This window comes from Caballeronia hypogeia (assembly GCF_001544875.2).
GTDB lineage: Bacteria > Pseudomonadota > Gammaproteobacteria > Burkholderiales > Burkholderiaceae > Caballeronia > Caballeronia hypogeia.
Genome location: NZ_FCOA02000025.1, coordinates 14,891 through 37,674 on the forward strand (window position 1 = coordinate 14,891; position 22,784 = coordinate 37,674).

Below are 22,784 nucleotides of genomic sequence, written 5' to 3' on the forward strand. Positions count from 1 at the left end.
GTATGCTACTCGCACTCGCGCAATGGCTTCAGAATGACGCCAGCTTCATGCGCGTGTTCACCTACATCACGTTCCGCGCCGTGGGGGCCACGGCGACGGCGATGCTGATCGGCCTCGTCTGCGGCCCGTGGGTCATTCGCAAGCTGACCGCGCTGAAGGTCGGCCAGGCCGTGCGCAAGGACGGCCCGCAAACGCACCTCGTCAAATCCGGCACGCCTACCATGGGCGGCGTGCTCATTCTCATCGGCATCGCGGTGTCCACGCTGTTGTGGGCCGATCTCACGAACCGCTTCGTGTGGATCGTGATGCTCGTCACCTTCGGCTATGGCGTGATCGGCTGGGTGGACGATTACCGCAAGGTCGTGCACAAGGACCCGCGCGGCATGTCCTCGCGCGAGAAGTATTTCTGGCAATCGGTGATCGGCCTGTTCGCGGCGGTCTATCTCGCGTTCAGCGTGTCCGAAGCCAGCAACACGCGCGTGTTCGATCTCTTCATGGCTTGGGTCCGCAGCGGCCTCTCGATGGGCCTGCCCGCGCGCGCCGACCTGATGCTGCCGTTCCTCAAATCGATCACCTATCCGCTCGGCGTGTGGGGCTTCATCGCGATGACGTACTTCGTGATCGTCGGGTCGAGCAACGCGGTGAATCTCACCGACGGCCTCGACGGTCTCGTCATCATGCCGGTCGTGCTGGTGGGCGCTTCGCTCGGCGCGTTTGCGTATGTCATGGGCTCCTCGGTGTACTCGAAGTACCTGCTGTTCCCGCACATTCCCGGCGCGGGCGAGCTTCTGATCTTTTGTTCCGCCATGGGCGGCGCGGGCCTCGCATTCCTCTGGTACAACACGCACCCCGCGCAGGTCTTCATGGGCGATGTCGGCGCGCTCGCCCTCGGCGGCGCGCTCGGCACGGTCGCGGTGATCGTCCGTCAGGAAGTCGTGCTGTTCATCATGGGCGGCGTGTTCGTCGCGGAAACGCTGTCCGTGATGCTGCAGGTCTTCTGGTTCAAGTTCACGAAGCGCCGTTACGGCGAAGGCCGCCGCTTCTTCAAGATGGCCCCGCTGCATCACCACTACGAACTGTCCGGCTGGACGGAAACGCAAGTGGTGGTGCGCTTCTGGATCATCACATTGATGCTGTGCCTGTTCGGTTTGTCGACGCTCAAGCTGCGTTGATTCTGTGCGTCTGCTCTGCAGTCTTTTAGGTTTTCGGGAAAGGTAAAGCGATGTTCGGCGAGAAGTTTGTCGGTCGGCAAAGTCCGATGGTGCTCGTGCTGGGACTGGGTGAATCCGGTCTGGCGATGGTGCGCTGGTGCGCCAGGCACGGTTGCCGCCTGCGGATCGCCGACACGCGCGAAGCGCCGCCGAATCTCGCCGAACTCGCGATCCACAAGATCGACGCGGATTTCGTCGGCGGCGCGTTCACGTCCGAACTGCTCGACGGCGGCATCGAGCTCGTTGCGATCAGCCCGGGACTCTCGCCGCTCGCGGAAGACCTCGCGCCCTTGATCGCGGCTGCGAAGGAACGCGGCATTCCGGTGTGGGGCGAGCTCGAACTGTTCGCGCAGGCGCTCGCCGGACTCGGCGCGAACGGCTACGCGCCGAAGGTCATCGCGATCACAGGCACGAACGGCAAGACCACGACCACCGCGCTCACCGGTCTGCTCTGCGAGCGCGCGGGCAAGACTGTCGCGGTGGCGGGCAACATCAGCCCGGCGATGCTGGACAAGCTCACCGAAGCCATCGATCAGACCGCGCTGCCGGACGTCTGGGTGCTGGAACTGTCGAGCTTCCAGCTCGAAACCTCGCATACCTTCGCGCCGGACGCCGCCACGGTGCTCAACATCACGCAGGATCATCTCGACTGGCACGGCGGGCTCGATGCCTACGCCGCCGCAAAGGGCCGCATCTTCGGCCCGCGCACGACGCGCGTGCTGAATCGCGACGACAACCGCACGATGAAGCTCGCCGCGAACGTCGCCCAGGATCGCGTGGTGACGTTCGGCTTGAACGAGCCGCTGATCGTCGGCGATTACGGCTTGCTGCGCGATAACGGCATGGCGTGGCTGGTCGTCGGTATCGATCAGGACGCAAGCGATGAACCGGTGACTTCACGCCGCCGCAAGAAGGACGAAACCGAGCCGAATCTCGTCTCGAAGCGTCTGATGCCCGTCGATGCGCTGCGCATTCGCGGCCTGCACAACGCGGCGAATGCGCTCGCGGCGCTTGCCCTGACGCGTGCGATCGATCTGCCGCTCGCGACGCTTCTGCACGGCCTGCGCGAGTATCGCGGCGAGCCGCATCGCGTGGAGGTGATCGCACAGATCGATGGCGTCGATTACGTCGATGACAGCAAGGGCACCAATGTCGGAGCGACAGTCGCCGCGCTCGACGGCCTCGCGCAACGCGTCGTCCTGATCGCCGGCGGCGACGGCAAGAGCCAGGATTTTTCACCGCTGGAAGCGCCCGTCGCACGCTGGGCGCGCGCAGTGATGCTGATCGGCCGCGATGCGCCGCGCATTCGCGAGACGCTCGAGTCGACCGGCGTCGCGCTCGAAGATCACGCCACGCTCGAGGCCGCGACGAACGCCGCCGCGCGCATCGCCGAAGCCGGCGACGCCGTGTTGCTCTCGCCCGCGTGCGCGAGCCTCGACATGTTCAGGAACTACGCACATCGCGCCGACGTGTTTCGCGGCGCGGTCGAAGATATCGCCGCCGCGCGGGGAGTGATGCTATGAGCTGGTCGGAACGCTTCGGATCCAAACTGACCGGACAGCGCAACGCCGTGCCGCACGATTCGCTCGGCGGCCGTACGGGCGCCTCGGGTGCTTCGGGTGGATCCGGCACGCGCGGCGGCATTTCGAGTGCGGTGAGCGGCGTGCGTCCCGCGCGCTCGCGCATGCTCGACTACGACTATTCGCTGCTGTGGGTGACGATCGCGTTGCTGGGCCTCGGCATCGTCATGGTGTACTCGGCTTCGATCGCCATGCCCGATTCGCCGAAGTACGCGAGCTACCGCGACTGGCACTTTCTCGTGCGTCACCTGATTTCGATCACGACGGCGCTCGTCGGCGCGACCATCGCGTTCAAGATTCCGATCAAGACCTGGGAAAAGTACGCGCCGAAGTTCTTTCTCATCTCGCTGTTGATGCTGGTCATCGTGCTGATTCCGCACATCGGCAAGGGCGTGAACGGCGCGCGCCGCTGGATTCCGCTCGGCATCACGAACATGCAGCCGTCGGAAATCATGAAGCTCGCGGTGACCATCTACGCCGCGAACTACACCGTGCGCAAGCAGGAATTCATGCACAGCTTCGGCAAGGGCTTCTTGCCGATGGCACTCGCGGTCGGCGTGGTCGGCGCGCTCTTGCTGCTCGAGCCGGACATGGGTGCGTTCATGGTTATCGCCGCGATCGCAATGGGCGTGCTCTTCCTCGGCGGCGTGAACGGCAAGCTGTTCGGCGGACTCGTGCTAACCGCGGTGGGCACGTTCACGATGCTCGTGTGGCTGTCGCCGTGGCGTCGCGAGCGGATCTTCGCGTATCTCGATCCATGGGACGACCGTTACGCGCAAGGCAAGGCCTATCAGCTCACGCACTCGCTGATCGCATTCGGTCGCGGCGAATGGTTCGGCGTGGGTCTCGGCGGCAGCGTCGAGAAGCTCAACTACCTGCCGGAAGCGCATACCGACTTCATTCTCGCGGTGATCGGCGAAGAGCTGGGTTTCGTCGGCGTGATCTGCGTGATTCTGCTGTTCTACTGGATCGTGCGCCGCGCGTTCGAGATCGGCCGTCAGGCGCTCGCGCTCGACCGCACGTTCGCGGGTCTGATGGCGAAGGGCATCGGCATCTGGTTCGGCGCGCAGACCTTCATCAACATGGGCGTGAATCTCGGTCTTTTGCCGACCAAAGGTCTCACGTTGCCGCTCGTGTCCTACGGCGGCTCGGGCATTCTGCTGAACTGCGTCGCGCTGGCGGTGCTGCTGCGTGTCGACTACGAGAATCGTGTATTGATGCGCGGAGGAAAAGTATGACCGCGCAACGCGACCGCACCTTGATGGTGATGGCGGGCGGCACCGGGGGCCATGTGTTCCCGGGGCTCGCGGTCGCGCACTGGATGCAGGCGCACGGCTGGCGCGTGGTGTGGCTCGGCAACGCGAACGGCATGGAAGCGACGCTCGTGCCGAAGCACGGCATTCCGATGGAATACGTGCGCTTCGGCGGCGTCCGTGGCAAGGGCATCAAGACCAAGCTGATGCTGCCGGTGAATCTGCTGCGCGCGTGCTCGCAGAGTCTCGCGGCGCTGCGTCGCGTGAAGCCGGACGTCGTGCTCGGCATGGGCGGCTACATCACGTTCCCGGCGGGCATCATGACGAAGCTCGCGGGCTGCCCGCTCGTGCTGCACGAACAGAATTCGATCGCCGGTCTCGCGAACAAGGTGCTCGCGCATCTCGCGAAGCGCGTGCTGGTCGCGTTCCCCAATGCTCTGCCGAATGCGGAATGGACCGGCAATCCGATTCGTGCGGAACTTAACCAGGCTTTACCACCCAAAGAACGCTACGCCACGCGTTCCGGACGCCTGAACGTGCTCGTCGTCGGTGGCAGTCTCGGTGCGGCGGCGTTGAACGAAACCGTGCCGAAAGCCCTCGCGATGCTGAATGCCAATGAACGTCCGCGCATCGTGCATCAGGCGGGCGCGAAGCATATCGAGGCGCTGCAGGCGAATTACGCGGCGGCGGGTCTCGCGGTCGGCGACGACCTGCAACTCGTGCCGTTCATCGAAGACATGGCAAAGGCCTACGCCGCAGCCGATCTCGTCATCTGCCGCTCGGGCGCGATGACGGTATCGGAGATCGCGGCGGTCGGCGTGGCCGCGCTCTTCGTACCGTTTCCGTTCGCCGTCGACGATCACCAGACGACCAACGGCGCGTTCCTCGCGAAGAACGGCGCGGCTGACTTGATACAACAACGCGATTTGTCGGCGCAAAAGCTCGCCGACTGGTTATGCGCACAATCGCGCGACACGCTTAGTGATATGGCCGAGCGCTCGCGCGCACTGGCGAAACCGGACGCGACCGAAAGAGTCGCGAGCATTTGCGCCGATGTGGCCGGCGCGCGTCTGAACGCGCAAGCTAGGGAGGCACATTAGCAATGAAACACATCGTCAAGCATATTCATTTCGTCGGGATCGGCGGCGCGGGCATGAGCGGTATCGCCGAAGTGCTGCTCAATCTCGGCTATCACGTGAGCGGTTCGGATCTGTCCAACGGCGCGGTCACGGAGCGCCTGCGTGCGCTCGGCGCGCGCGTCGAGATCGGCCATCATGAACAGAACATCGAAGGCGCGAATGCGGTCGTCGTCTCGACGGCCGTGCGCCCAGACAATCCCGAAGTGCTGGCCGCGCGCCATCGCCGCGTGCCGATCGTGCCGCGCGCCGTCATGCTCGCGGAACTCATGCGCCTGAAGCAGGGCATCGCGATCGCCGGCACGCACGGCAAGACCACGACCACCTCGCTCGTCGCGAGCGTGCTGGCGGCGGGCGGGCTCGATCCGACCTTCGTGATCGGCGGCCGTCTGAACAGCGCGGGCGCGAATGCGCGTCTCGGCACCGGTGATTTCATCGTCGCGGAAGCGGACGAATCGGACGCGTCGTTCCTGAATCTGTTCCCGGTGATCGAAGTCATCACGAACATCGACGCCGATCACATGGACACCTACGGCCACGACTTCGCGCGGCTCAAGCAGGCGTTCATCGAGTTCACGCACCGGCTGCCGTTTTACGGCATCGCGGTGCTGTGCGTGGACGATCCGAACGTGCGCGAGATCCTGCCGTTCGTGTCGAAGCCGATCATCCGCTACGGTCTCGGCGCGGAAGCGGAAGTGCGCGCGGTTAATGTCGAGGCGCGCGACGGCCGCATGCATTTCACGACGCTGCGCGCGGACGCGCCGTCGCTCGACATCGTGCTGAACCTGCCGGGCACGCACAACGTGCAGAACGCGCTCGCGGCGATTGCGATTGCGACTGAACTTGAAGTCGCCGATGCCGATATCCAGCGTGCGCTCGCCGAATTCAACGGGGTGGGCCGGCGCTTCCAGCGCTACGGCGAAGTGAGCGCAAACAACGGCGAAGGCGCGTACACGCTGATCGACGACTACGGCCATCACCCGGTGGAAATGGCCGCGACGATCGCGGCGGCGCGCGGCGCGTTTCCCGATCGCCGCCTCGTGCTCGCGTTTCAGCCGCATCGCTATACGCGTACGCGCGACTGCTTCGAGGATTTCGTGAAAGTGCTGTCGACCGTCGATGCGCTCGTGCTCACCGACGTCTACGCGGCCGGCGAAGCGCCTATCGTCGCGGCGGACGGCCGGGCGCTGGCGCGTGCGATCCGCGTGGCGGGCAAGGTCGAGCCGGTGTTCGTCGAGACGGTAGACGAAATGCCCGACGCGATCACGACGATCGCGCGCAACGCAGACGTGGTGATCACGATGGGCGCGGGCTCCATCGGCGGTGTGTGCGGGAAGCTGGCGAACAGCCAGCCTCAGTAAGAGCAAGAACATGAGCAATCAAGTGAATCAAATCGATCCGAAACGCTTCGGCAAGGTGGCGGTGCTTCTGGGCGGTCATTCCGCCGAACGCGATGTCTCGCTCAATTCGGGACGCCTCGTGCTGGAAGGCCTGCGCGCGGCGGGCGTCGACGCGCATCCGTTCGATCCGGCAGAGCGTCCGCTCTCGGATCTGAAGGCCGATGGATTCGCGCGCGCGTTCATCGCGCTGCATGGCGGCTATGGCGAGAACGGGCAACTGCAGGGCGCGCTGGACTTCTACGGCATCAAATACACCGGCAGCGGCGTGCTTGGTTCGGCGCTCGGCATGGACAAGCTGCGCACCAAGCTCGTGTGGCAGCAGACCGGCATTCCCACGCCGCCGTTCGAAACCGTGTTCCGCGACGAAGACTACGCGGCGCGCGCAAAAGAGATCGTCGCGAAACTCGGGCTGCCGCTCTTCGTGAAGCCGGCGAGCGAAGGGTCGAGCGTCGCCGTGATCAAGGTTAAGAGCGCCGAGACGCTGATCCCGGCGCTGGAGGAAGCGGCGCGCTTCGACAAGATCGTGATCGTCGAGCAGAGCATCGAGGGCGGCGGCGAATACACCTGTTGCATCGCGGGCGATCTCGATCTGCCGGTCATCAAGATCGTGCCGGCGGGCGAGTTCTACGACTATCACGCGAAGTATGTCGCTGACGACACGCAGTACCTGATTCCGTGCGGACTGACGGAAGCCGAGGAAGCGCGCATGAAGCAACTGACGAAGCGTGCGTTCGAAATCCTCGGCTGCACCGACTGGGGCCGCGCCGACTTCATGCTCGACGCCGACGGCAACCCGTACTTCCTCGAAGTGAACACGGCGCCCGGCATGACGGACCACTCGCTGCCGCCGAAGGCCGCGCGCGCGGTCGGCATCGGCTACAGCGATCTGGTGGTGAAGGTGTTGTCACTCACGCTGCAAAACTGACTCGATCACACCCCGGACACGAACAAGCGAAACCATGTGGAACAACGTTCGCCAACTCAACCTCGCCGCCAATGCGCTGCACGTCCTGCTCGTGCTGGTGCTGCTGGGCGCCGCGGGTTACTGGGCGATCCAGCGTCCCGAGTTTCGTCTGCGCGAGATTCAGATCGATGGCGACACCACGCACGTCAGTTCGCCGGTCGTGCGCGCGAGCGTGGTCGGACGCCTGAAGGGAAACTACTTCACGGTCGATCTGGACGCGGCGCGCGCGGCGTTCGAGCAGGTGCCGTGGGTGCGTCACGCGAGCGTGCGCCGCGTATGGCCGAACGCGCTCGCGGTGACGCTTGAGGAATACAAGCCGCTCGGCACGTGGGGAACGGATCAGCTGGTGAGTGTGGATGGAGATCTCTTCACAGCGAACCAGGGCGAGCTCGATGAAGACCTGCCCGCGTTCGACGGCCCGGAAGGCACGGCGAAGGAAGTGGTCGCGCGTTATCACGATTTTCAGAAGTGGTTCGCGCCGCTCGACGCGCAGCCCGAGGAGGTGACGCTGTCGCCGCGCTTTGCATGGACCGTGAAGCTCTCGAACGGCACGCAGATCGAACTCGGCCGCGAGCGCAACCAGGAAACGCTGAACGAGCGCTGCAAGCGCTTCGTCGCATCGTGGCCGTCCGTGACGGGACGCTGGGGCAAGGACATCGAATATGCGGATTTGCGGTACCCGAACGGCTTTGCCATACGAGCCGCGAACATGCGCTTCATCAACGATACCGACAAGGCCAAGAAGTAAGCAGACATCACGGGCATGAGCACGCTATGAGCAAAGACTACAAAGACCTGCTGGTTTCCCTCGACATCGGAACGTCGAAGGTGGTCGCGATCGTCGCCGAACTGAAGGGCGAAGGCCACTACGAGGTGATCGGACTCGGTCAGGCCGACTCAAAGGGGTTGAAGAAAGGTGTCGTGGTCAATATCGAGGCCACGGTGCAATCCATTCAGCGCGCGCTTGAAGAAGCTGAACTGATGGCGGATTGCAAGATCACAAACGTATTCACCGGCATCGCGGGCAGCCATATCCGCAGCTTCAATTCGAGCGGCATGGTCGCGATCAAGGACAAGGAGGTCACGCAGGCGGATGTCGCCCGCGTGATCGAAACGGCCAAGGCGATCAACATTCCGACCGATCAGCAGGTGCTGCACATCCTGACGCAGGAATTCATCATCGACGGTCAGGAAGACGTGCGCGAGCCGATCGGCATGAGCGGCATCCGCCTCGAAGTGAAGGTGCACATCGTGACGGGCGCGGTGAGCGCGGCGCAGAACATCGTGAAGTGCGTGCGCCGCTGCGGGCTCGAAGTGAACGACCTCATTCTGCAGCCGCTGGCTTCGTCGCTCGCGGTGCTGACCGAGGACGAGAAGGAACTGGGCGTGGTGCTGGTCGATATCGGCGGCGGCACGACCGACATCGCCATCTTCAGCGAAGGCGCGATCCGGCATACGGCCGTGATCCCCATCGCAGGCGACCAGATCACGAGCGACGTCGCGATGGCGCTGCGCACGCCGACGCCCGACGCGGAAGACATCAAGGTGAGCTACGGCATCGCGAAGCAGGCGCTGGCCGATCCGGACGAAATGATCGAAGTGCCGGGTCTCGGCGAACGCGGTCCGCGCACGCTGTCGCGCCAGGCGCTGGCGGCGGTGGTCGAGCCGCGCGTCGAAGAGCTCTTTTCGCTGGTGCAGCAAGTGGTGCGCGAGTCGGGCTACGAAGAGCTTTTGAGCAGCGGCGTGGTGCTGACCGGCGGCGCGGCGATGATGCCCGGCATGGTCGAACTGGGCGAAGACATTTTCCTGAAGCCGGTGCGCATCGGCGTGCCGGAATATGCGGGCGGTCTCGCCGATGTCGTGCGCAATCCGCGCTATTCGACGGCAATGGGCCTGCTCGCAGAAGGGCGCTCTCAACGCATGCGCGGCCGCAAGGTCGCGGTGCAGAGCGGCTCGATGGGACAAGTGTTCACGAGGATGAAGGACTGGTTCCTCGGGAATTTCTAAGAACAACGCATCAAAAGAATTTCGCGCTGGTACCGGCGGCTGGCGCGCGATGTGAGGTTGCCCGATCTCTCATCGAATAACGCCGATCTTCATTCTTGACGGAGGCAACATGGATTTCGAAATGCTGGAAACGGAAACCAACGGCACGATCATCAAGGTCGTGGGTGTTGGTGGTGCTGGCGGCAACGCGGTTCAGCACATGATCAACCGCGGTGTGCAGGGCGTCGACTTCATCGTGATGAACACCGACGCGCAGGCGCTCGCTCGTTCGCGCGCGCCGGCGGTTCTGCAACTGGGCATGACCGGTCTCGGCGCGGGAGCGAAACCGGAGAAGGGCAAGGAAGCGGCGGAAGACGCGCGTGAGCGCATCGCGGATGCACTGCGCGGCGCGCACATGGTGTTCATCACTGCGGGCATGGGCGGCGGCACGGGCACGGGCGCGGCTCCCGTCGTGGCGCAGATCGCCAAGGAAATGGGCATTCTGACCGTCGGCGTCGTGAGCAAGCCGTTCGAGTTCGAAGGCGGCCGCCGCATGCGCGTCGCGGAAGCGGGCTCGCAGCAACTGGAGGATCACGTCGACTCGCTGATCGTCGTGCTGAACGACAAGCTGTTCGAGGTGATGGGCGACGACGCCGAGATGGACAAGTGCTTCCAGTGCGCGGACGACGTGCTGAACAACGCAGTCGCCGGTATCGCGGAAATCATCAATGTCGATGGCCTCGTGAACGTCGACTTCGAAGACGTGAAGACCGTGATGGGCGAGCAGGGCAAGGCGATGATGGGCACGGCGACGGTGGCCGGCGTCGATCGCGCGCGCCTGGCTGCCGAGCAGGCGGTTGCAAGCCCGCTGCTTGAAGGTGTGGATCTGTCGGGTGCGCGTGGCGTGCTGGTGAACATCACGTCGAGCCGTTCGCTGCGTCTGTCGGAAACGCGTGAAGTGATGAACACCATCAAGTCCTACGCGGCTGACGATGCAACGGTCATCTTCGGCGCCGTGTACGACGACGCGATGGGCGACGCGCTGCGCGTGACGGTCGTTGCAACGGGCCTGGGCCGCGCGGCCAAGAAGCAGCAGCAAGCGCCGATGACGCTCCTGCGCACGGGCACCGACAATCAGCCGGTCGCGCACGCGCATCATGCCGCGCACAATACGTACGGCACGCAGCACGGCCAGGGCACGACGGACTACGGTCAGCTCGACACGCCGGCAGTGTGGCGCTCGACGCGTGAAACGGCGGCATCGCACGTGCAGGCGCTGCAGGAAAAGGGTGTCGATACGTATGACATTCCGGCGTTCCTGCGCAAACAGGCGGACTGAGCGGCGCACGTTATTTGCTGCTGAGTTCGTTACTGACGATGCAGCCCACCGTGTGCACGCGCTGAACGCCTGCCGCGGATGATGCAGGCTTCACGTGGGGCGACTGTCCAAGGCCGCGTTCTGATTTCAGGGGACGCCAGGCCGTGGCCAGCCGACCTCCACGAATTTGTCTCCTGACGTCGAGGATGGCAGATTGAAGCCGAATTCGCCGCGATCACGTTTATCGACGCTGCGGGACGATGCAATCGCAAGGATGTTCGCGAGCACTGACGAGGGAAGGACCGAGCATGATCAAAGTGGGTGACACGTTGCCCGATGCGCGCCTCTTCGAGTTCATCGAGGAGGCGACTGAGGGCTGCGCCGTGGGACCGAATGCGTTCCAGGCGCGCGAGCGGTGCGCCGGCAAGCGCGTGGTGATCTTCGGATTGCCGGGCGCGTTCACGCCGACGTGCTCCGCCAGACACGTGCCGGGCTATGTCGAGTCGGCGGCGGATTTGTCCGCTGCCGGCATCGACGAAGTCTGGTGCGTTTCCGTCAACGACGCGTTCGTCATGAGCGCGTGGGGACGCGATCTTCAAACCGCGGGCAAGGTGAAGATGATCGCTGACGGCAGTGCGCGTTTCACTCAGGCGCTCGGACTGGATCAGGACTTATCCGAGCGTGGCATGGGAATCCGTTCCCAGCGCTACGCGATGGTGGTCGACGACGGCGTGGTCAAGACGCTGAATGTCGAAGCGCCCGGAAAGTTCGAAGTCAGCGACGCTCGAAGCATCCTCGCGACGTTGCGCTGAGTGCATCGGCGCTGCCGCGTTGCCTTTGTGCAACGCTCAGGCGCCCTCGTAATCAGCGGCAACTTGGGGCCGATGACCGGAAATGCCTCCATTCCGGCCATCGGCCCGTTCTACTTCCTGTTTCGGCTGGCGTGGCGTAACACAGGGAAACAGTTGATACCTCCCGAAGCAGGACGTCGCGCGACGAATGGAGTATAATTCGATCTATTAGTACCTAATACGCGATTGATTCTCTTTATAGGGAACACGAATCGGATCAGAACATCATGTTGAAGCAGCGAACAATCAAGACCGTCGTCAAAACCGTGGGAATCGGGCTCCACTCAGGCCGCAAGGTCGAGTTGACCTTGCGTCCCGCGCCGGCTGGCACGGGCATCGTGTTTGCGCGAATCGACCTGCCGCAACCGGTCGATATTCCCGCGTCGGCAATGTCGATTGGCGACACTCGTCTCGCCTCCGTCCTGCAGAAAGATGGTGCGCGCGTGTCCACCATCGAGCACCTGATGTCGGCGTGCGCGGGTCTGGGTATCGACAACCTGTATGTCGACGTGACCGCCGAGGAAATTCCGATCATGGACGGCAGCGCGGCTTCCTTCGTGTTTCTGATCCAGTCGGCGGGTATCGAGGAGCAGAACGCGGCGAAGAAGTTCATCAAGGTGACGAAGCCCGTCGAAGTGCGTGACGGCGACAAGTTCGCGCGTCTCGATCCGTACTTCGGTTTCAAGCTGAGCTTCACGATCGATTTCCGGCATCCGGCCGTCGACAAGACCGGTCAGGCGCTGGAAGTAGATTTCGCGACCACGTCGTACGTGCGCGAAATCGCGCGCGCGCGCACGTTCGGCTTCGCGCATGAAGTCGAGATGATGCGAGAACTGGGTCTCGCGCGCGGCGGCAGCATGGACAACGCGATCGTGCTGGACGAATACCGCATCCTGAACAACGACGGCCTGCGTTACGACGACGAGTTCGTGAAGCACAAGATGCTCGACGCGATCGGCGATCTGTACGTGGTCGGTCATCCGCTGCTGGCTTCCTACAAGGCGTACAAGGGCGGCCACGCAATGAACAACATGCTGCTGCGCGAACTCCTCGCGAACGAAGACGCCTACGAAATCGTCACGTTCGAAGATACGCAAAAGGCGCCGCGCGGTTTTGGTTTCGACACACAGACGGCGTTTGCCTGAGCATCGGTACAAAGTCGGTACAAAGCAGGAACACGAAATGAGCGGCCCCGCGCCGCTCATTTTTTTTGCGCCGCGAGATTGCGACGTCCCGGACGGCGTCTCGCGATCTCGGCGATTTGCCATGTCGCAAGCGCGATGCATCCGAACACGGTCTCCCGCATGCGCTTGATGAGCGGCAGCGCGATCGCCGCATCCATGCCGACGCCGCACATCGTCGCGAACAGCATGACCGCCGCTTCCTGAACCACGAGTCCCGCGGGCACCATGAACGCCGCGTGGCGCACGGCCTGCGTCAGCGCCTCGATGGCGATGGCGTCGCCGATCGACACCGGATGGCCGAGCAGCGCCAGCGCCCACCAGACTTCGAGCGCGCCGAGCAGATAGCCGCTGAGTTGCCACGCGAACGCGCGCAATTGGGTGGACGGTTGACGCAGGAGCGCGTCGAGCGCGGCGTCGAGCCTCGGACCGTCGATGCCGCGCGTGAGCGGATGCGTCTCGCCGAACACGCGGCCGGCAAAGCGCGCGATCGCCTGAAACCAGCCGCCTCTGCGCAACAAGGCGAACGCGAGCACCGGCAGCGGCAGCGACAGCACTAGTCCGAGCGCGATCGATTCGATGCCAGCGCCGCGCTTCGAGCCAAGCGCGAGCAGGATTCCCAGCGCGGAAAACGCATATTGCACGGCAATCGTCACGAGCACTTCGACGATCACCGACGCCATCACCACCGTCTCGTCGCGCACGCGCCAGCGCGCCAGCCGCACGCCGACCACTTCGCCGCCGATGCTCGCGACCGGCAGCAACCGGCTCACGGCTTCGCGCACCGCGGCGACCCACCAGAGGAACCCGAGCGATGCGCGCCCGGCGAGCAGCACGCACCAGCCCTGCGCGTCGAGCAGCAGGGGCAGCGCGTGGAACGGAACGAGCCAGAGCAGCGTCCACCCGGCGCGATCGATGATCGCGATGACATCGCCGGCGCCCTGATGCGCGACGAATGCGATCAACGCGACGATGCCCGCCGGAAGCGCCGCCCAGCGCAGCGCGCGCAACACGAAATTCATCGTCTGTGCGGGAAGACGTCGGCGAATCCGCCGCGCACGAGGCCGGCCGATTCGATCGCCGACGCCACGCGCGGCGACAGCAAAGCGTTCAGTTCGTCAGCGTGCCGATAATCGCGCATCGATTCCGTGATGGGCGTGTCCGCGCGCATCGCCGGATGACAGTAGATCTCGGTGACGCCCTGCGGCAGACGCGCGAGCGCGTCGAGCAGCGCCGCGGTGTCCATTGCGCCACTGCGCGCCATGCCGAACACGTGGTCGTTATGCGCGATTCCCGCACGCGCGAGGCGCGCGCGCACCAGCGCCATCCACGGACGAAGCGCGAGCGGCGCGTCCGGTTCGCGTGGCAGGCGCATCGCGTGCATGCCGAAGTCGCGGCCGATTCGCAGAATCAGCGACAGCACGGTCGGATGCAGATGAAAGTGCTTGTGCGTGTTGACGTGATCGAGGGCCAGGCCGGTCGCGGCGAACGCTTCGAACTGAGCGCGGATCTCGCGCGCCAGTTGACGGCGCACACGCGGCAGACAAAAGAAGCGAAAGCCGTCACGCACCATGCGGTCTTCGAAGCGGCCGTCGCTGCCGACGAGCGCGGGAATCTCCGAGGCGGGCGAGGTCGCAGGTCCATCCGCAAGCACGATATGCAAGCCGACGCGCAGGCCCGGATTCGCCCGCGAGACCCGCACCGCGTGAGCCGCGGCCGGCGCGCCGACCATGAGGCTGGCGCAATTCAGCACGCCTTCGCGATGTGCTAGCGCGACCGCCTCGTTCACACGTTCGTGCAGGCCGAAGTCATCGGCGGTGACGATCAGGCCGCGCATCGCATCAAGCCTCGTGCGCGCGCAGGAAGCGGAAGAATTCGACGCCTTCGCGCAGGCGCCGCTTCATCATGTCCCGGCTCGTCAGCATTTCGCGCACGATCTCCCAGATCTTCGATGGCCGGAAATAGAAGCGCTTATAGAAGCGCTCGAGTTCGTGATAAATGTCCTCGCGCGAAAGATGCGGATATCCGATGGCCGCGAGTTGCACGCCTTCCTTGCTGACGAGATTGACGGTCTTGTTTTCTTCCATCCAGCCGTTTTCCACGGCCTGCCTGTAGAGCGCCGTGCCCGGATAGGGCGCCGCGAGCGATACCTGGATCGTGTGCGGATTGATTTCCTTCGCGTACTGGATCGTCTTTTCGATGGTCTCTTTCGTCTCGCCCGGCAGACCCAGAATGAACGTGCCATGCACCTTGATGCCGAGCTTGCGGCAATCGTCGGCGAAGCGTCGCGCGATGTCCGTGCGCAAACCTTTCTTGATGTTCAGGAGGATCTGGTCGTCGCCCGATTCGTAGCCCACGAGCAGAAGGCGCAAGCCGTTTTCCTTCATGATCTTGAGCGTCGAATAGGGCACGTTGGCTTTCGCGTTGCACGACCACGTGACGCCGAGCTTGCCAAGCCCGCGCGCGATTTCCTCGACGCGCGGTTTGAAATCGGTGAAGGTGTCGTCGTCGAACATGATCTCTTTCACTTCGGGCATGTTGTCGCGAATCCAGTTCACTTCTTCGAGCACGTTCTCGACCGAACGCACGCGATACCGGTGCCCGCCCACCGTCTGCGGCCACAGGCAAAAGGTACAACGGGAGCGGCAGCCGCGTCCCGTGTAGATCGACACATACGGATAGTTCAGATAGCCGATGAAATAGTTCTCGACCTTGAGATCGCGTTTATACACCGGCGCGACAAACGGCAGCTCGTCCATATTCTCGATGATCGGCCGTGCCTCGTTGTGTTCGATCGAGCCGTCCGGGCTGCGGTAGCTCAGTCCTTTGATATCGCAGAACGGATGGCCTTGCGCGATTTCGAGGCACGTATAGTCGAATTCCTCGCGACACACGAAGTCGATGGCGTCGCTCGCCCCGAGCGAGTTGTGCGGATCGACCGCGACTTTCGCGCCCACCATGCCGATCAGAATCGCCGGATCGCGTTGCTTCAGATGCTCCGCGAAGAGCGCATCCGACGGAAACGACGGCGTGCTCGTGTGAATGATGACGAGATCGTATTGCTGCGCGAGATCGAGCGCCGCCTCGACGGACATGCCGTCGGCGGGAGCGTCCACCACCCGGCTGCCGGGAATGAGCGCGGCGGGCTGGGCGAGCCAGGTCGGATACCAGAACGAGCGGATCTCGCGCTTCGCCTGATAGCGCGAACCGGCGCCGCCGTCGAATCCGTCGAACGACGGCGCCTGGAGAAAGAGCGTCTTCTTCATGAGTGCTTCCGCAAGTCGCTTGCGATAAATGAGGAAAGCCGGAACGGCGTCCGGGATGGAGTTGCGCCACGGCGGCGTGAATCAGCGTCCCGTGGACATGGGCCGTGCGGTCTGCCGCACCGCGTGGCCTTCGACCGGCATGCGCGCGCCGCGCCACACGACCGTCGAACCGAAGACGGCCGCGAGCCATTCGAGCGCGAGCAGCGAGTCGCGCAGCGGCACGAGCGACAAATCGCGCCAGAACGAACGCAGCGGACGCGATTCGCGCGCATGCAGCAGGACGCGCGCCGCCATGCCCGCACACGACGTGACGAAAAGCGGCAAGGACAGCGGCGCGGGCTCGCTCGTCAGCGCGCAGGCCATGCCGGCGAGCATCCACGGGAACGAAAAGGTGACGAACAGAAACGCGAAGCCCGCGCGATTGATCGAGCGGATCGTGCGCAACCAGCGCGTCTCCCGCTGCCAGAGTTCGGCGATGCCGGGCTCGGTGACGTCGGTGCCCACGAGCATCGGCGAGAGCACGGTGCGCAGGCCGAGACGGCGCGCGTGGTCGGCGAGGTAGTAATCGTCGGCGAGACAGTCTTTCAGCGCGTGAAAGCCGCCGATCGCCTCCAGCGTTCTGCGCGACAGCGCGAGGGTTGCGCCGAAGCCGTATTCGCGCGATCCGCCGCCGTGCGCCACGCGCACCGAAGGCGCGAACCATTCGTTGACGAACAGCGCGCCGATGCGTGGCCACAATCCGCCGACGGGCGCCGCGCGATAGAGGCAGGTCACCACGCCGACTGTCGGATCGGCCAGCGGCGCGGTCACGGCGCGAAGGTAGTCGGGGGCGACGAAAATATCGCTGTCGGCCAGCACGATCAGGTCATGACGCGCGTGTTGCGCTGCGTTGATGAGATTGCTGACCTTCAGATTTCGGCCATGGACGCGCGGATCGATCACCAGGCGAATGTCGCGCTCGGGGTAAGCGGCCTGAAGACGGCGCACGACCGCGATGGCCGGATCAGACGGCGAAGCCACGCTGAAAATGAGCTCGAAATGCCGATGCGTCTGCACGCAAAAACTGGCGAGATTCTCGATAAGACGCGGTTCCGCGCCGCACAGCGGTTTGAGCACGGTGATCGCGCTTTCCTGCGCGCAGGTCGGGAATATTCGGCGCTTTCCGAAGCCCGGCATGACAGCGGCTGCAAATGCGTAAATCGCCGCGGCTAAAACCGGCAGAAAAAGAATACCGCCGATGGAGACAAAATTTGACATGAAAAACCCCGGGCGCGAACGGCCGCGATGCAGCGAAAACCCGTCAATCCGGACAGGGCGCATGCGAAAGCGCGTTCAACGCCGGAGCGGCGGGGCGCGCGTGAGCTTGGCGGCATTGCGCCGGAGACCCGGCGTCGATCGAATGACCGCGACGTCGATAACCGGGAAGTGCTGGCCCAATTGGAATTCTGGCGAATTCTAACAATGCCTTGGCCGCGTTTGTGACAAAAAATGTGGAAGAGTGCGGGACTATAAAAACGGGCCGAGATTAAACTCGTTAGTAATATTTTTTTACGACCGTCGGATTATCTCGAAATCGCGGAATAATCGGCTGATTCGCAATATCGAGAGGGAAGGAAAGCGGGTGAATGTCTGGCGGCAGCCGTGTTCGCCGTTTAACGGTTGCCCTGCGTCCGATGCCGCGCGGCCATTTTCGCGAGCGCTTCCTGCAATGGCGACGGCTCCAGCGATTCCGCCAGCTCATGCAGCGCCGAAGCGCCCGCCGCCGACATGCGCGCCTGCTTGGGTGGCGCGGATTCCTTCATCGGCTGCGGACGAACGCGGATTTTCAGCGCGTTCACCGCCCAGCCGCGCTGCTGAAGGTCCCCGAGCAGGCGCGGCTCGATATGCCGCAAGCGCGCCGCGAGCGCATTGTGCGCGGCGAACAGCGCGAGCACGCCGTCCTTGATGAAACCGGGTTCGACGTTCGCTGCGAGATAGTCCGGCAAGAGCGCGCTCAAGTCGCGCTGCAGCGCCGCCATCTGCTCGACGCCCGCGCGCAGCGCGCGAAAGGCGTCGGTGCGATCGAGCACGTCGGCGACGGCTTGCGGGCGGCGCGGATCGAAACGCTGCGGCGCAGACCTTGAATTTGATGGGAAACGGCTCATTTTTGATTCGGCGAACGCGTGGCGCGAGCGCCAATTGTAGCGCGAGCGCGTCAAGCGTCGCGGGCGGGTGCGCTTTGCTTTCAGCCCGTTGACTGTCGCGTCCCGGCGACGGGCGCGCGGCGGAGGCGACGTAAGCTCTGCCAAACTCGCGTGCTAAAATTCCCGATTCGATTTCATCCAAATGGACTTAAGTCGCCGAGGTTTTCCGATCGCGGGCGCATTGCCAAAATGTGCCTGGCCGAGGCCGCGACGCAGACACTGATCCAATGACGACCGGTTTCCTTCAGAAGATTTTTGGCAGTCGCAATCAGCGACTGGTCAAGCAGTATCAAAAGACCGTTGCGGCGATCAACGCCCTAGAGCCGACCGTCGAGAAATATTCGGACGATCAGTTGCGCGCGAAAACGGACGAGTTCCGCCAGCGCGTCGCGGGCGGCGAGTCGTTGGACGTGATCCTTCCCGAGGCGTTCGCGGTCTGCCGCGAGGCGAGCCGGCGCATCCTGAAGATGCGTCACTTCGACGTCCAGCTGATCGGCGGCATGGTCCTGCACTACGGCAAGATCGCCGAAATGCGCACCGGCGAAGGCAAGACGCTGGTCGCCACGCTCGCCGCGTATCTGAACGCGTTGTCGGGCCGCGGCGTGCACGTCGTCACGGTGAACGACTACCTCGCCCAGCGCGACGCCGAATGGATGGCGCGCCTTTACAACTTCCTCGGCCTGTCCTGCGGCGTGAACCTGTCGCAAATGGAGCACGGTCAGAAGCAGGAAGCTTACGCGGCGGACATCACCTACGGCACGAACAACGAGTTCGGCTTTGACTATCTGCGCGACAACATGGTCTACGAGACCAACGCGCGCGTGCAGCGGCCGCTCAATTTCGCGATCGTCGACGAAGTGGATTCGATCCTCATCGACGAAGCGCGTACGCCGCTCATCATCTCCGGTCAGGCTGAAGATCACACCGAGCTCTATGTGCGCATGAACGCGCTGCCGCCGCTGCTCGAGCTGCAGATCGGCGAGGAGAAGGCGGACGGCACCGGAGTCGAAAAGCCGGGTGACTACACGCTCGACGAAAAAGCGCGTCAGGTTTTCCTCACGGAATCGGGCCACGAGAAGGCCGAGCGCCTGCTCGCCGAGTGGGGTTTGATCGGCGAGGGCGAGAGCCTCTACGCGCCGCAGAACATCACGCTGATGCACCACATCTACGCCGCGTTGCGCGCACACACGCTGTTCCTGCGCGACCAGCATTACGTGGTGCAGGACGGCGAAGTCGTGATCGTCGACGAATTCACGGGCCGCATGATGACCGGCCGCCGCTGGTCGGATGGTCTGCATCAGGCGGTGGAGGCCAAGGAACACGTCCAGATTCAGGCCGAGAATCAGACGCTCGCGTCGATCACGCTGCAGAACTACTTCCGCATGTACGCGAAGCTGTCCGGCATGACCGGTACGGCGGACACGGAAGCGTACGAGTTCCAGGAAATCTACGGGCTGGAGACGGTCGTCATTCCGACCAACCGTCCGCCAAAGCGCGTCGATAAGCAGGATCAGATCTACAAGACCTCGAAGGAGCGCTACGACGCCGTGATTCGCGACATTCGCGATTGCGTCGAGCGCGGCCAGCCGACGCTCGTCGGCACGACGTCGATCGAAGCATCCGAGTTGCTGTCCGGGCTGCTCGCGCAAGCGGGCGTGAAGCACGAGGTGCTGAACGCGAAGCAGCACGCGCGGGAAGCGGCGATCGTCGCGGAAGCCGGCCGTCCGGGCGTCGTGACCATCGCGACGAACATGGCCGGTCGCGGCACGGACATCGTGCTCGGCGGTAACGTGGAAAAGCAGGCGTCGTTCATCGACGCGGATCTTTCGATTCCCGAGAACGAAAAAGCCGCGCGCATCCAGAAGCTCAGCGACGAATGGCAGACGCTGCACGATCACGTGAAGGCGGCGGGCGGTCTGCATATTATCGGCACCGAGCGTCACGAGTCGCGCCGTATCGACAATCAGCTGCGCGGCCGGGCGGGCCGTCAGGGCGATCCGGGCTCGTCGCGTTTCTATCTGTCGCTGGACGATCCTTTGCTGCGCATTTTCGCGGGCGACCGCGTGCGCTCGATCATGGACCGCCTGAAGATGCCGGAAGGCGAGCCGATCGAAGCGGGCATGGTCACGCGCTCCATCGAAGGCGCGCAGCGCAAGGTCGAAGCGCGCAACTTCGACATCCGCAAGCAGTTGCTCGAATACGACGACGTCTCCAACGATCAGCGCAAGGTCATCTACCAGCAGCGCAACGAACTGCTCGAAGCGAACGACGTGCAGGAAACCATCGCCGCGATGCGCCAGAGCGTGGTCGGCGACGTGGTGCGCACGTTCGTGCCGGCGGGCAGCATCGAAGAGCAGTGGGAAGCGCCGGAACTGGAAGAAGTGCTGCGCAACGACTGGTCGCTCGACCTCGCCGTGCAGGAGATGATCAACGAGTCGAATTCCATCGACGCCGAGGAAATCTGCGAAGCCGTGCTCGCCGCCGCCGACGAAGCGTACGAAGCGAAGGTCGCGATGGTGGGCCGCGAGTCGTTCAGCGCGTTCGAGCGCTCGATCATGCTGCAGACGCTCGACAGCCGCTGGCGCGAGCACCTCGCCGCGCTCGATCACTTGCGTCAGGGTATCCATCTGCGCGGCTATGCGCAGAAGAACCCGAAGCAGGAATACAAGCGCGAGGCGTTCGAACTGTTCGCCGCGATGCTCGATGCGGTGAAGCAGGAAGTCACGCGCGTCGTCATGAACGTGCAGATTCAGTCGCCGGAGCAACTGGAAGAAGCGGCCGAACAGTACGAAGAGAAGGGCAGCCATCTGGAGAACGTGTCGTTCACGCACGCGGACTTCAACGCGCCGGCCGCCGAGCCGACGCCCGCCGCGACGGCCGCGAGCGCCACGGCTGCGATGGTCAGCCAGGCGATGGCGGCAGGCGACGACATCAGCGTCGCCACGCGCCCCTCGGACGACGTGCCGAAGGTCGGCCGCAACGATCCTTGCCCGTGCGGCAGCGGGAAGAAGTACAAGAACTGTCACGGCAAGCTGGTGTAATCGGCCGGTGACTGGCAGGACCAAGCGACGCAGCGATGCGTCGTTTGTCTTTGCAGGACTCTACATTTCACGGCGCCGGTTCGATTCAGCTGGCCGACGTCAGTCTTCCATCATGTGCCGGCTTGCATGGCCGGCACGCGCCACCTTCAGCGAGACGCGAACATGGCCGTCAACTTTCCCTCCATCGATCCCGCAGCGCTTCATCCCGTCGCCGGCGTCACGCTCGGTTACGCCGAGGCGAACATTCGCAAGCCCAACCGCAAGGATGTGCTCGTCATTCGCGTCGATGAAGGCGCGAGCGTCGCGGGCGTGTTCACGCAGAACCGCTTTTGCGCCGCGCCGGTCACCGTGTGCCGCGAGCATCTCGCGGCGGCGGGCAAGGGCGGCAAGGGCATTCGCGCGCTCGTGGTGAACACCGGCAACGCGAACGCCGGCACGGGCGAGCCCGGCATGGCGCACGCGCGCGAAACCTGCGCCGAACTCGCGCGCCTCGCGGGCCTCGACGCACAGCAGATCCTACCGTTCTCGACCGGCGTGATTCTCGAGCCGCTGCCGATCGATCGCCTGAAGGCCGGCCTGCCCGCCGCGCTCGCGAACCAGCAGGCCGCGTACTGGTTCGACGCCGCGCAGGCCATCATGACGACGGACACGTTGCCGAAGGCGGCCTCGCGTCAGGTGACGATCGACGGTCACGTGGTCACGCTGTCCGGCATCAGCAAGGGCGCGGGCATGATCAAGCCGAACATGGCGACGATGCTCGGCTTCCTCGCCTTCGACGCCAACGTCGCGCAGCCCGTGCTCGATCAGCTCGTGAAGCACGTCGCGGATCGCTCGTTCAACTGCATCACGATCGATGGCGATACCTCCACCAACGATTCGTTCATCCTGATCGCATCGGGCAAGTCGTCGCTGCCGGCGATCACCTCGACGGATTCGCCCGCGTACGCCGCGTTGCGCGATGCGGTCACCGAAGTCGCGCAAGAACTGGCGCAGCTCATCGTGCGCGACGGCGAAGGCGCGACCAAGTTCATGACGGTCACGGTCGAAGGCGGCAAAGACGCGGCGGAATGCCGCCAGATCGCCTACGCGATCGGCCATTCGCCGCTGGTGAAGACCGCGTTCTACGCGTCGGACCCGAATCTGGGCCGCATTCTCGCGGCGATCGGCTATGCGGGCGTGACGGATCTCGACGTCGGCAAGATCGATCTCTATCTCGATGACGTGCTCGTCGCGAAAGCCGGCGGACGCAATCCCGAGTACAAGGAAGAAGACGGCCAGCGCGTGATGAAGAAGAGCGAGATCGCGATCCGCGTGCTGCTCGGCCGCGGCGACGCGCAAGCGACCATCTGGACCTGCGACCTCTCGCACGACTACGTGAGCATCAACGCCGACTATCGCTCCTGAGCCCGTAAGC

At 64.0% G+C, this 22,784-nt stretch carries 18 protein-coding genes; 13 read left to right on the forward strand and 5 right to left on the reverse strand.

Translation table 11 applies throughout. From position 1 onward, the window contains the following. Positions 1-2: 2 nt before the first annotated feature. From mraY to lpxC, 11 genes are all read left to right on the forward strand, one after another. The gene (gene mraY, locus AWB79_RS27995) at positions 3-1,172 is read left to right on the forward strand and encodes a phospho-N-acetylmuramoyl-pentapeptide-transferase (protein WP_061170714.1); all 1,170 of its coding nucleotides are present in this window, start codon (positions 3-5) and stop codon (positions 1,170-1,172) included. Between the two features lie 50 nt (positions 1,173-1,222). After that, positions 1,223-2,734 carry a UDP-N-acetylmuramoyl-L-alanine--D-glutamate ligase gene (murD, locus tag AWB79_RS28000; RefSeq protein ID WP_061170715.1) on the forward strand — a complete coding sequence of 504 codons (1,512 nt, stop codon included), beginning with the start codon at positions 1,223-1,225 and terminating at the stop codon, positions 2,732-2,734. Further along, positions 2,731-4,029 carry a putative lipid II flippase FtsW gene (gene ftsW, locus AWB79_RS28005; protein ID WP_061170716.1) on the forward strand — a complete coding sequence of 433 codons (1,299 nt, stop codon included), beginning with the start codon at positions 2,731-2,733 and terminating at the stop codon, positions 4,027-4,029. The genes murD and ftsW overlap by 4 nt, the downstream gene beginning before the upstream one ends. Beyond that, positions 4,026-5,144 carry an undecaprenyldiphospho-muramoylpentapeptide beta-N-acetylglucosaminyltransferase gene (murG, locus tag AWB79_RS28010; protein ID WP_061170717.1) on the forward strand — a complete coding sequence of 373 codons (1,119 nt, stop codon included), beginning with the start codon at positions 4,026-4,028 and terminating at the stop codon, positions 5,142-5,144. Before ftsW ends, murG begins: the two co-directional genes overlap by 4 nt. Before the next feature lie 2 nt (positions 5,145-5,146). Further along, the gene (gene murC, locus AWB79_RS28015; protein WP_061170718.1) at positions 5,147-6,541 is read left to right on the forward strand and encodes a UDP-N-acetylmuramate--L-alanine ligase; all 1,395 of its coding nucleotides are present in this window, start codon (positions 5,147-5,149) and stop codon (positions 6,539-6,541) included. A gap of 22 nt (positions 6,542-6,563) precedes the next feature. Then, the gene (locus AWB79_RS28020) at positions 6,564-7,505 is read left to right on the forward strand and encodes a D-alanine--D-alanine ligase (RefSeq protein ID WP_061170800.1); all 942 of its coding nucleotides are present in this window, start codon (positions 6,564-6,566) and stop codon (positions 7,503-7,505) included. A 34-nt stretch (positions 7,506-7,539) separates the two neighbouring features. Then, positions 7,540-8,292 (forward strand): cell division protein FtsQ/DivIB, encoded by a 753-nt coding sequence (locus AWB79_RS28025; protein ID WP_061170719.1) that lies wholly within the window; start codon positions 7,540-7,542, stop codon positions 8,290-8,292. A gap of 26 nt (positions 8,293-8,318) precedes the next feature. Beyond that, entirely contained in the window at positions 8,319-9,551 is a 1,233-nt protein-coding gene (gene ftsA, locus AWB79_RS28030; protein WP_061170720.1) for a cell division protein FtsA, read from the forward strand. Positions 9,552-9,660: 109 nt separating this feature from the next. Beyond that, positions 9,661-10,869 (forward strand): cell division protein FtsZ, encoded by a 1,209-nt coding sequence (ftsZ, locus tag AWB79_RS28035; protein WP_061170721.1) that lies wholly within the window; start codon positions 9,661-9,663, stop codon positions 10,867-10,869. Between the two features lie 287 nt (positions 10,870-11,156). After that, a complete protein-coding gene (locus AWB79_RS28040) occupies positions 11,157-11,660 on the forward strand; it encodes a peroxiredoxin (protein ID WP_061170722.1) in 504 nt (167 codons plus the stop codon). Positions 11,661-11,926: 266 nt separating this feature from the next. After that, positions 11,927-12,844: a UDP-3-O-acyl-N-acetylglucosamine deacetylase gene (gene lpxC / locus AWB79_RS28045; RefSeq protein ID WP_061170723.1), complete on the forward strand. Its 918-nt coding sequence runs from the start codon at positions 11,927-11,929 to the stop codon at positions 12,842-12,844. A 56-nt stretch (positions 12,845-12,900) separates the two neighbouring features. On the opposite strand, the gene AWB79_RS28050 is transcribed toward lpxC, so the two are convergent. The 5 genes from AWB79_RS28050 to AWB79_RS28070 form a co-directional block, all read right to left on the reverse strand. Further along, entirely contained in the window at positions 12,901-13,893 is a 993-nt protein-coding gene (locus AWB79_RS28050) for a lysylphosphatidylglycerol synthase domain-containing protein (RefSeq protein WP_061170801.1), read from the reverse strand. Positions 13,894-13,898: 5 nt separating this feature from the next. Beyond that, complete coding sequence (gene hpnK / locus AWB79_RS28055) at positions 13,899-14,717, reverse strand: hopanoid biosynthesis-associated protein HpnK (protein ID WP_061170724.1); 819 nt, start codon at positions 14,715-14,717, stop codon at positions 13,899-13,901. A 4-nt stretch (positions 14,718-14,721) separates the two neighbouring features. Beyond that, positions 14,722-16,146, reverse strand: coding sequence for a hopanoid biosynthesis associated radical SAM protein HpnJ (hpnJ, locus tag AWB79_RS28060; RefSeq protein WP_061170725.1), 1,425 nt, complete (start codon positions 16,144-16,146; stop codon positions 14,722-14,724). Positions 16,147-16,227: 81 nt separating this feature from the next. Then, positions 16,228-17,403: a bacteriohopanetetrol glucosamine biosynthesis glycosyltransferase HpnI gene (gene hpnI, locus AWB79_RS28065; protein WP_061170726.1), complete on the reverse strand. Its 1,176-nt coding sequence runs from the start codon at positions 17,401-17,403 to the stop codon at positions 16,228-16,230. 395 nt (positions 17,404-17,798) lie between these two features. Beyond that, positions 17,799-18,290: a DciA family protein gene (locus AWB79_RS28070; protein WP_061170802.1), complete on the reverse strand. Its 492-nt coding sequence runs from the start codon at positions 18,288-18,290 to the stop codon at positions 17,799-17,801. Between the two features lie 266 nt (positions 18,291-18,556). On the opposite strand from AWB79_RS28070, the gene secA reads away from it, so the two are divergent. Together secA and argJ are read left to right on the forward strand one after the other, a co-directional pair. After that, positions 18,557-21,370, forward strand: coding sequence for a preprotein translocase subunit SecA (gene secA / locus AWB79_RS28075; RefSeq protein WP_061170727.1), 2,814 nt, complete (start codon positions 18,557-18,559; stop codon positions 21,368-21,370). Positions 21,371-21,532: 162 nt separating this feature from the next. Beyond that, positions 21,533-22,774, forward strand: a complete 1,242-nt coding sequence (gene argJ, locus AWB79_RS28080) for a bifunctional glutamate N-acetyltransferase/amino-acid acetyltransferase ArgJ (protein ID WP_061170803.1) — start codon at positions 21,533-21,535, stop codon at positions 22,772-22,774. The last annotated feature ends 10 nt before the right edge of the window (positions 22,775-22,784 follow it).

Bases quoted from the DNA above. Each gene is read 5' to 3' on its own strand.
- murC (WP_061170718.1), top strand. From the start codon at position 5,147: ATGAAACACATCGTCAAGCATATTCATTTCGTCGGGATCGGCGGCGCG.
- ftsA (WP_061170720.1), top strand. From the start codon at position 8,319: ATGAGCAAAGACTACAAAGACCTGCTGGTTTCCCTCGACATCGGAACG.
- argJ (WP_061170803.1), top strand. From the start codon at position 21,533: ATGGCCGTCAACTTTCCCTCCATCGATCCCGCAGCGCTTCATCCCGTC.
- murD (WP_061170715.1), top strand. From the start codon at position 1,223: ATGTTCGGCGAGAAGTTTGTCGGTCGGCAAAGTCCGATGGTGCTCGTG.
- hpnI (WP_061170726.1), bottom strand. From the start codon at position 17,403: ATGTCAAATTTTGTCTCCATCGGCGGTATTCTTTTTCTGCCGGTTTTA.
- AWB79_RS28025 (WP_061170719.1), top strand. From the start codon at position 7,540: ATGTGGAACAACGTTCGCCAACTCAACCTCGCCGCCAATGCGCTGCAC.
- secA (WP_061170727.1), top strand. From the start codon at position 18,557: ATGACGACCGGTTTCCTTCAGAAGATTTTTGGCAGTCGCAATCAGCGA.
- lpxC (WP_061170723.1), top strand. From the start codon at position 11,927: ATGTTGAAGCAGCGAACAATCAAGACCGTCGTCAAAACCGTGGGAATC.
- ftsZ (WP_061170721.1), top strand. From the start codon at position 9,661: ATGGATTTCGAAATGCTGGAAACGGAAACCAACGGCACGATCATCAAG.
- hpnJ (WP_061170725.1), bottom strand. From the start codon at position 16,146: ATGAAGAAGACGCTCTTTCTCCAGGCGCCGTCGTTCGACGGATTCGAC.
- hpnK (WP_061170724.1), bottom strand. From the start codon at position 14,717: ATGCGCGGCCTGATCGTCACCGCCGATGACTTCGGCCTGCACGAACGT.
- mraY (WP_061170714.1), top strand. From the start codon at position 3: ATGCTACTCGCACTCGCGCAATGGCTTCAGAATGACGCCAGCTTCATG.
- murG (WP_061170717.1), top strand. From the start codon at position 4,026: ATGACCGCGCAACGCGACCGCACCTTGATGGTGATGGCGGGCGGCACC.
- AWB79_RS28040 (WP_061170722.1), top strand. From the start codon at position 11,157: ATGATCAAAGTGGGTGACACGTTGCCCGATGCGCGCCTCTTCGAGTTC.
- AWB79_RS28070 (WP_061170802.1), bottom strand. From the start codon at position 18,290: ATGAGCCGTTTCCCATCAAATTCAAGGTCTGCGCCGCAGCGTTTCGAT.
- ftsW (WP_061170716.1), top strand. From the start codon at position 2,731: ATGAGCTGGTCGGAACGCTTCGGATCCAAACTGACCGGACAGCGCAAC.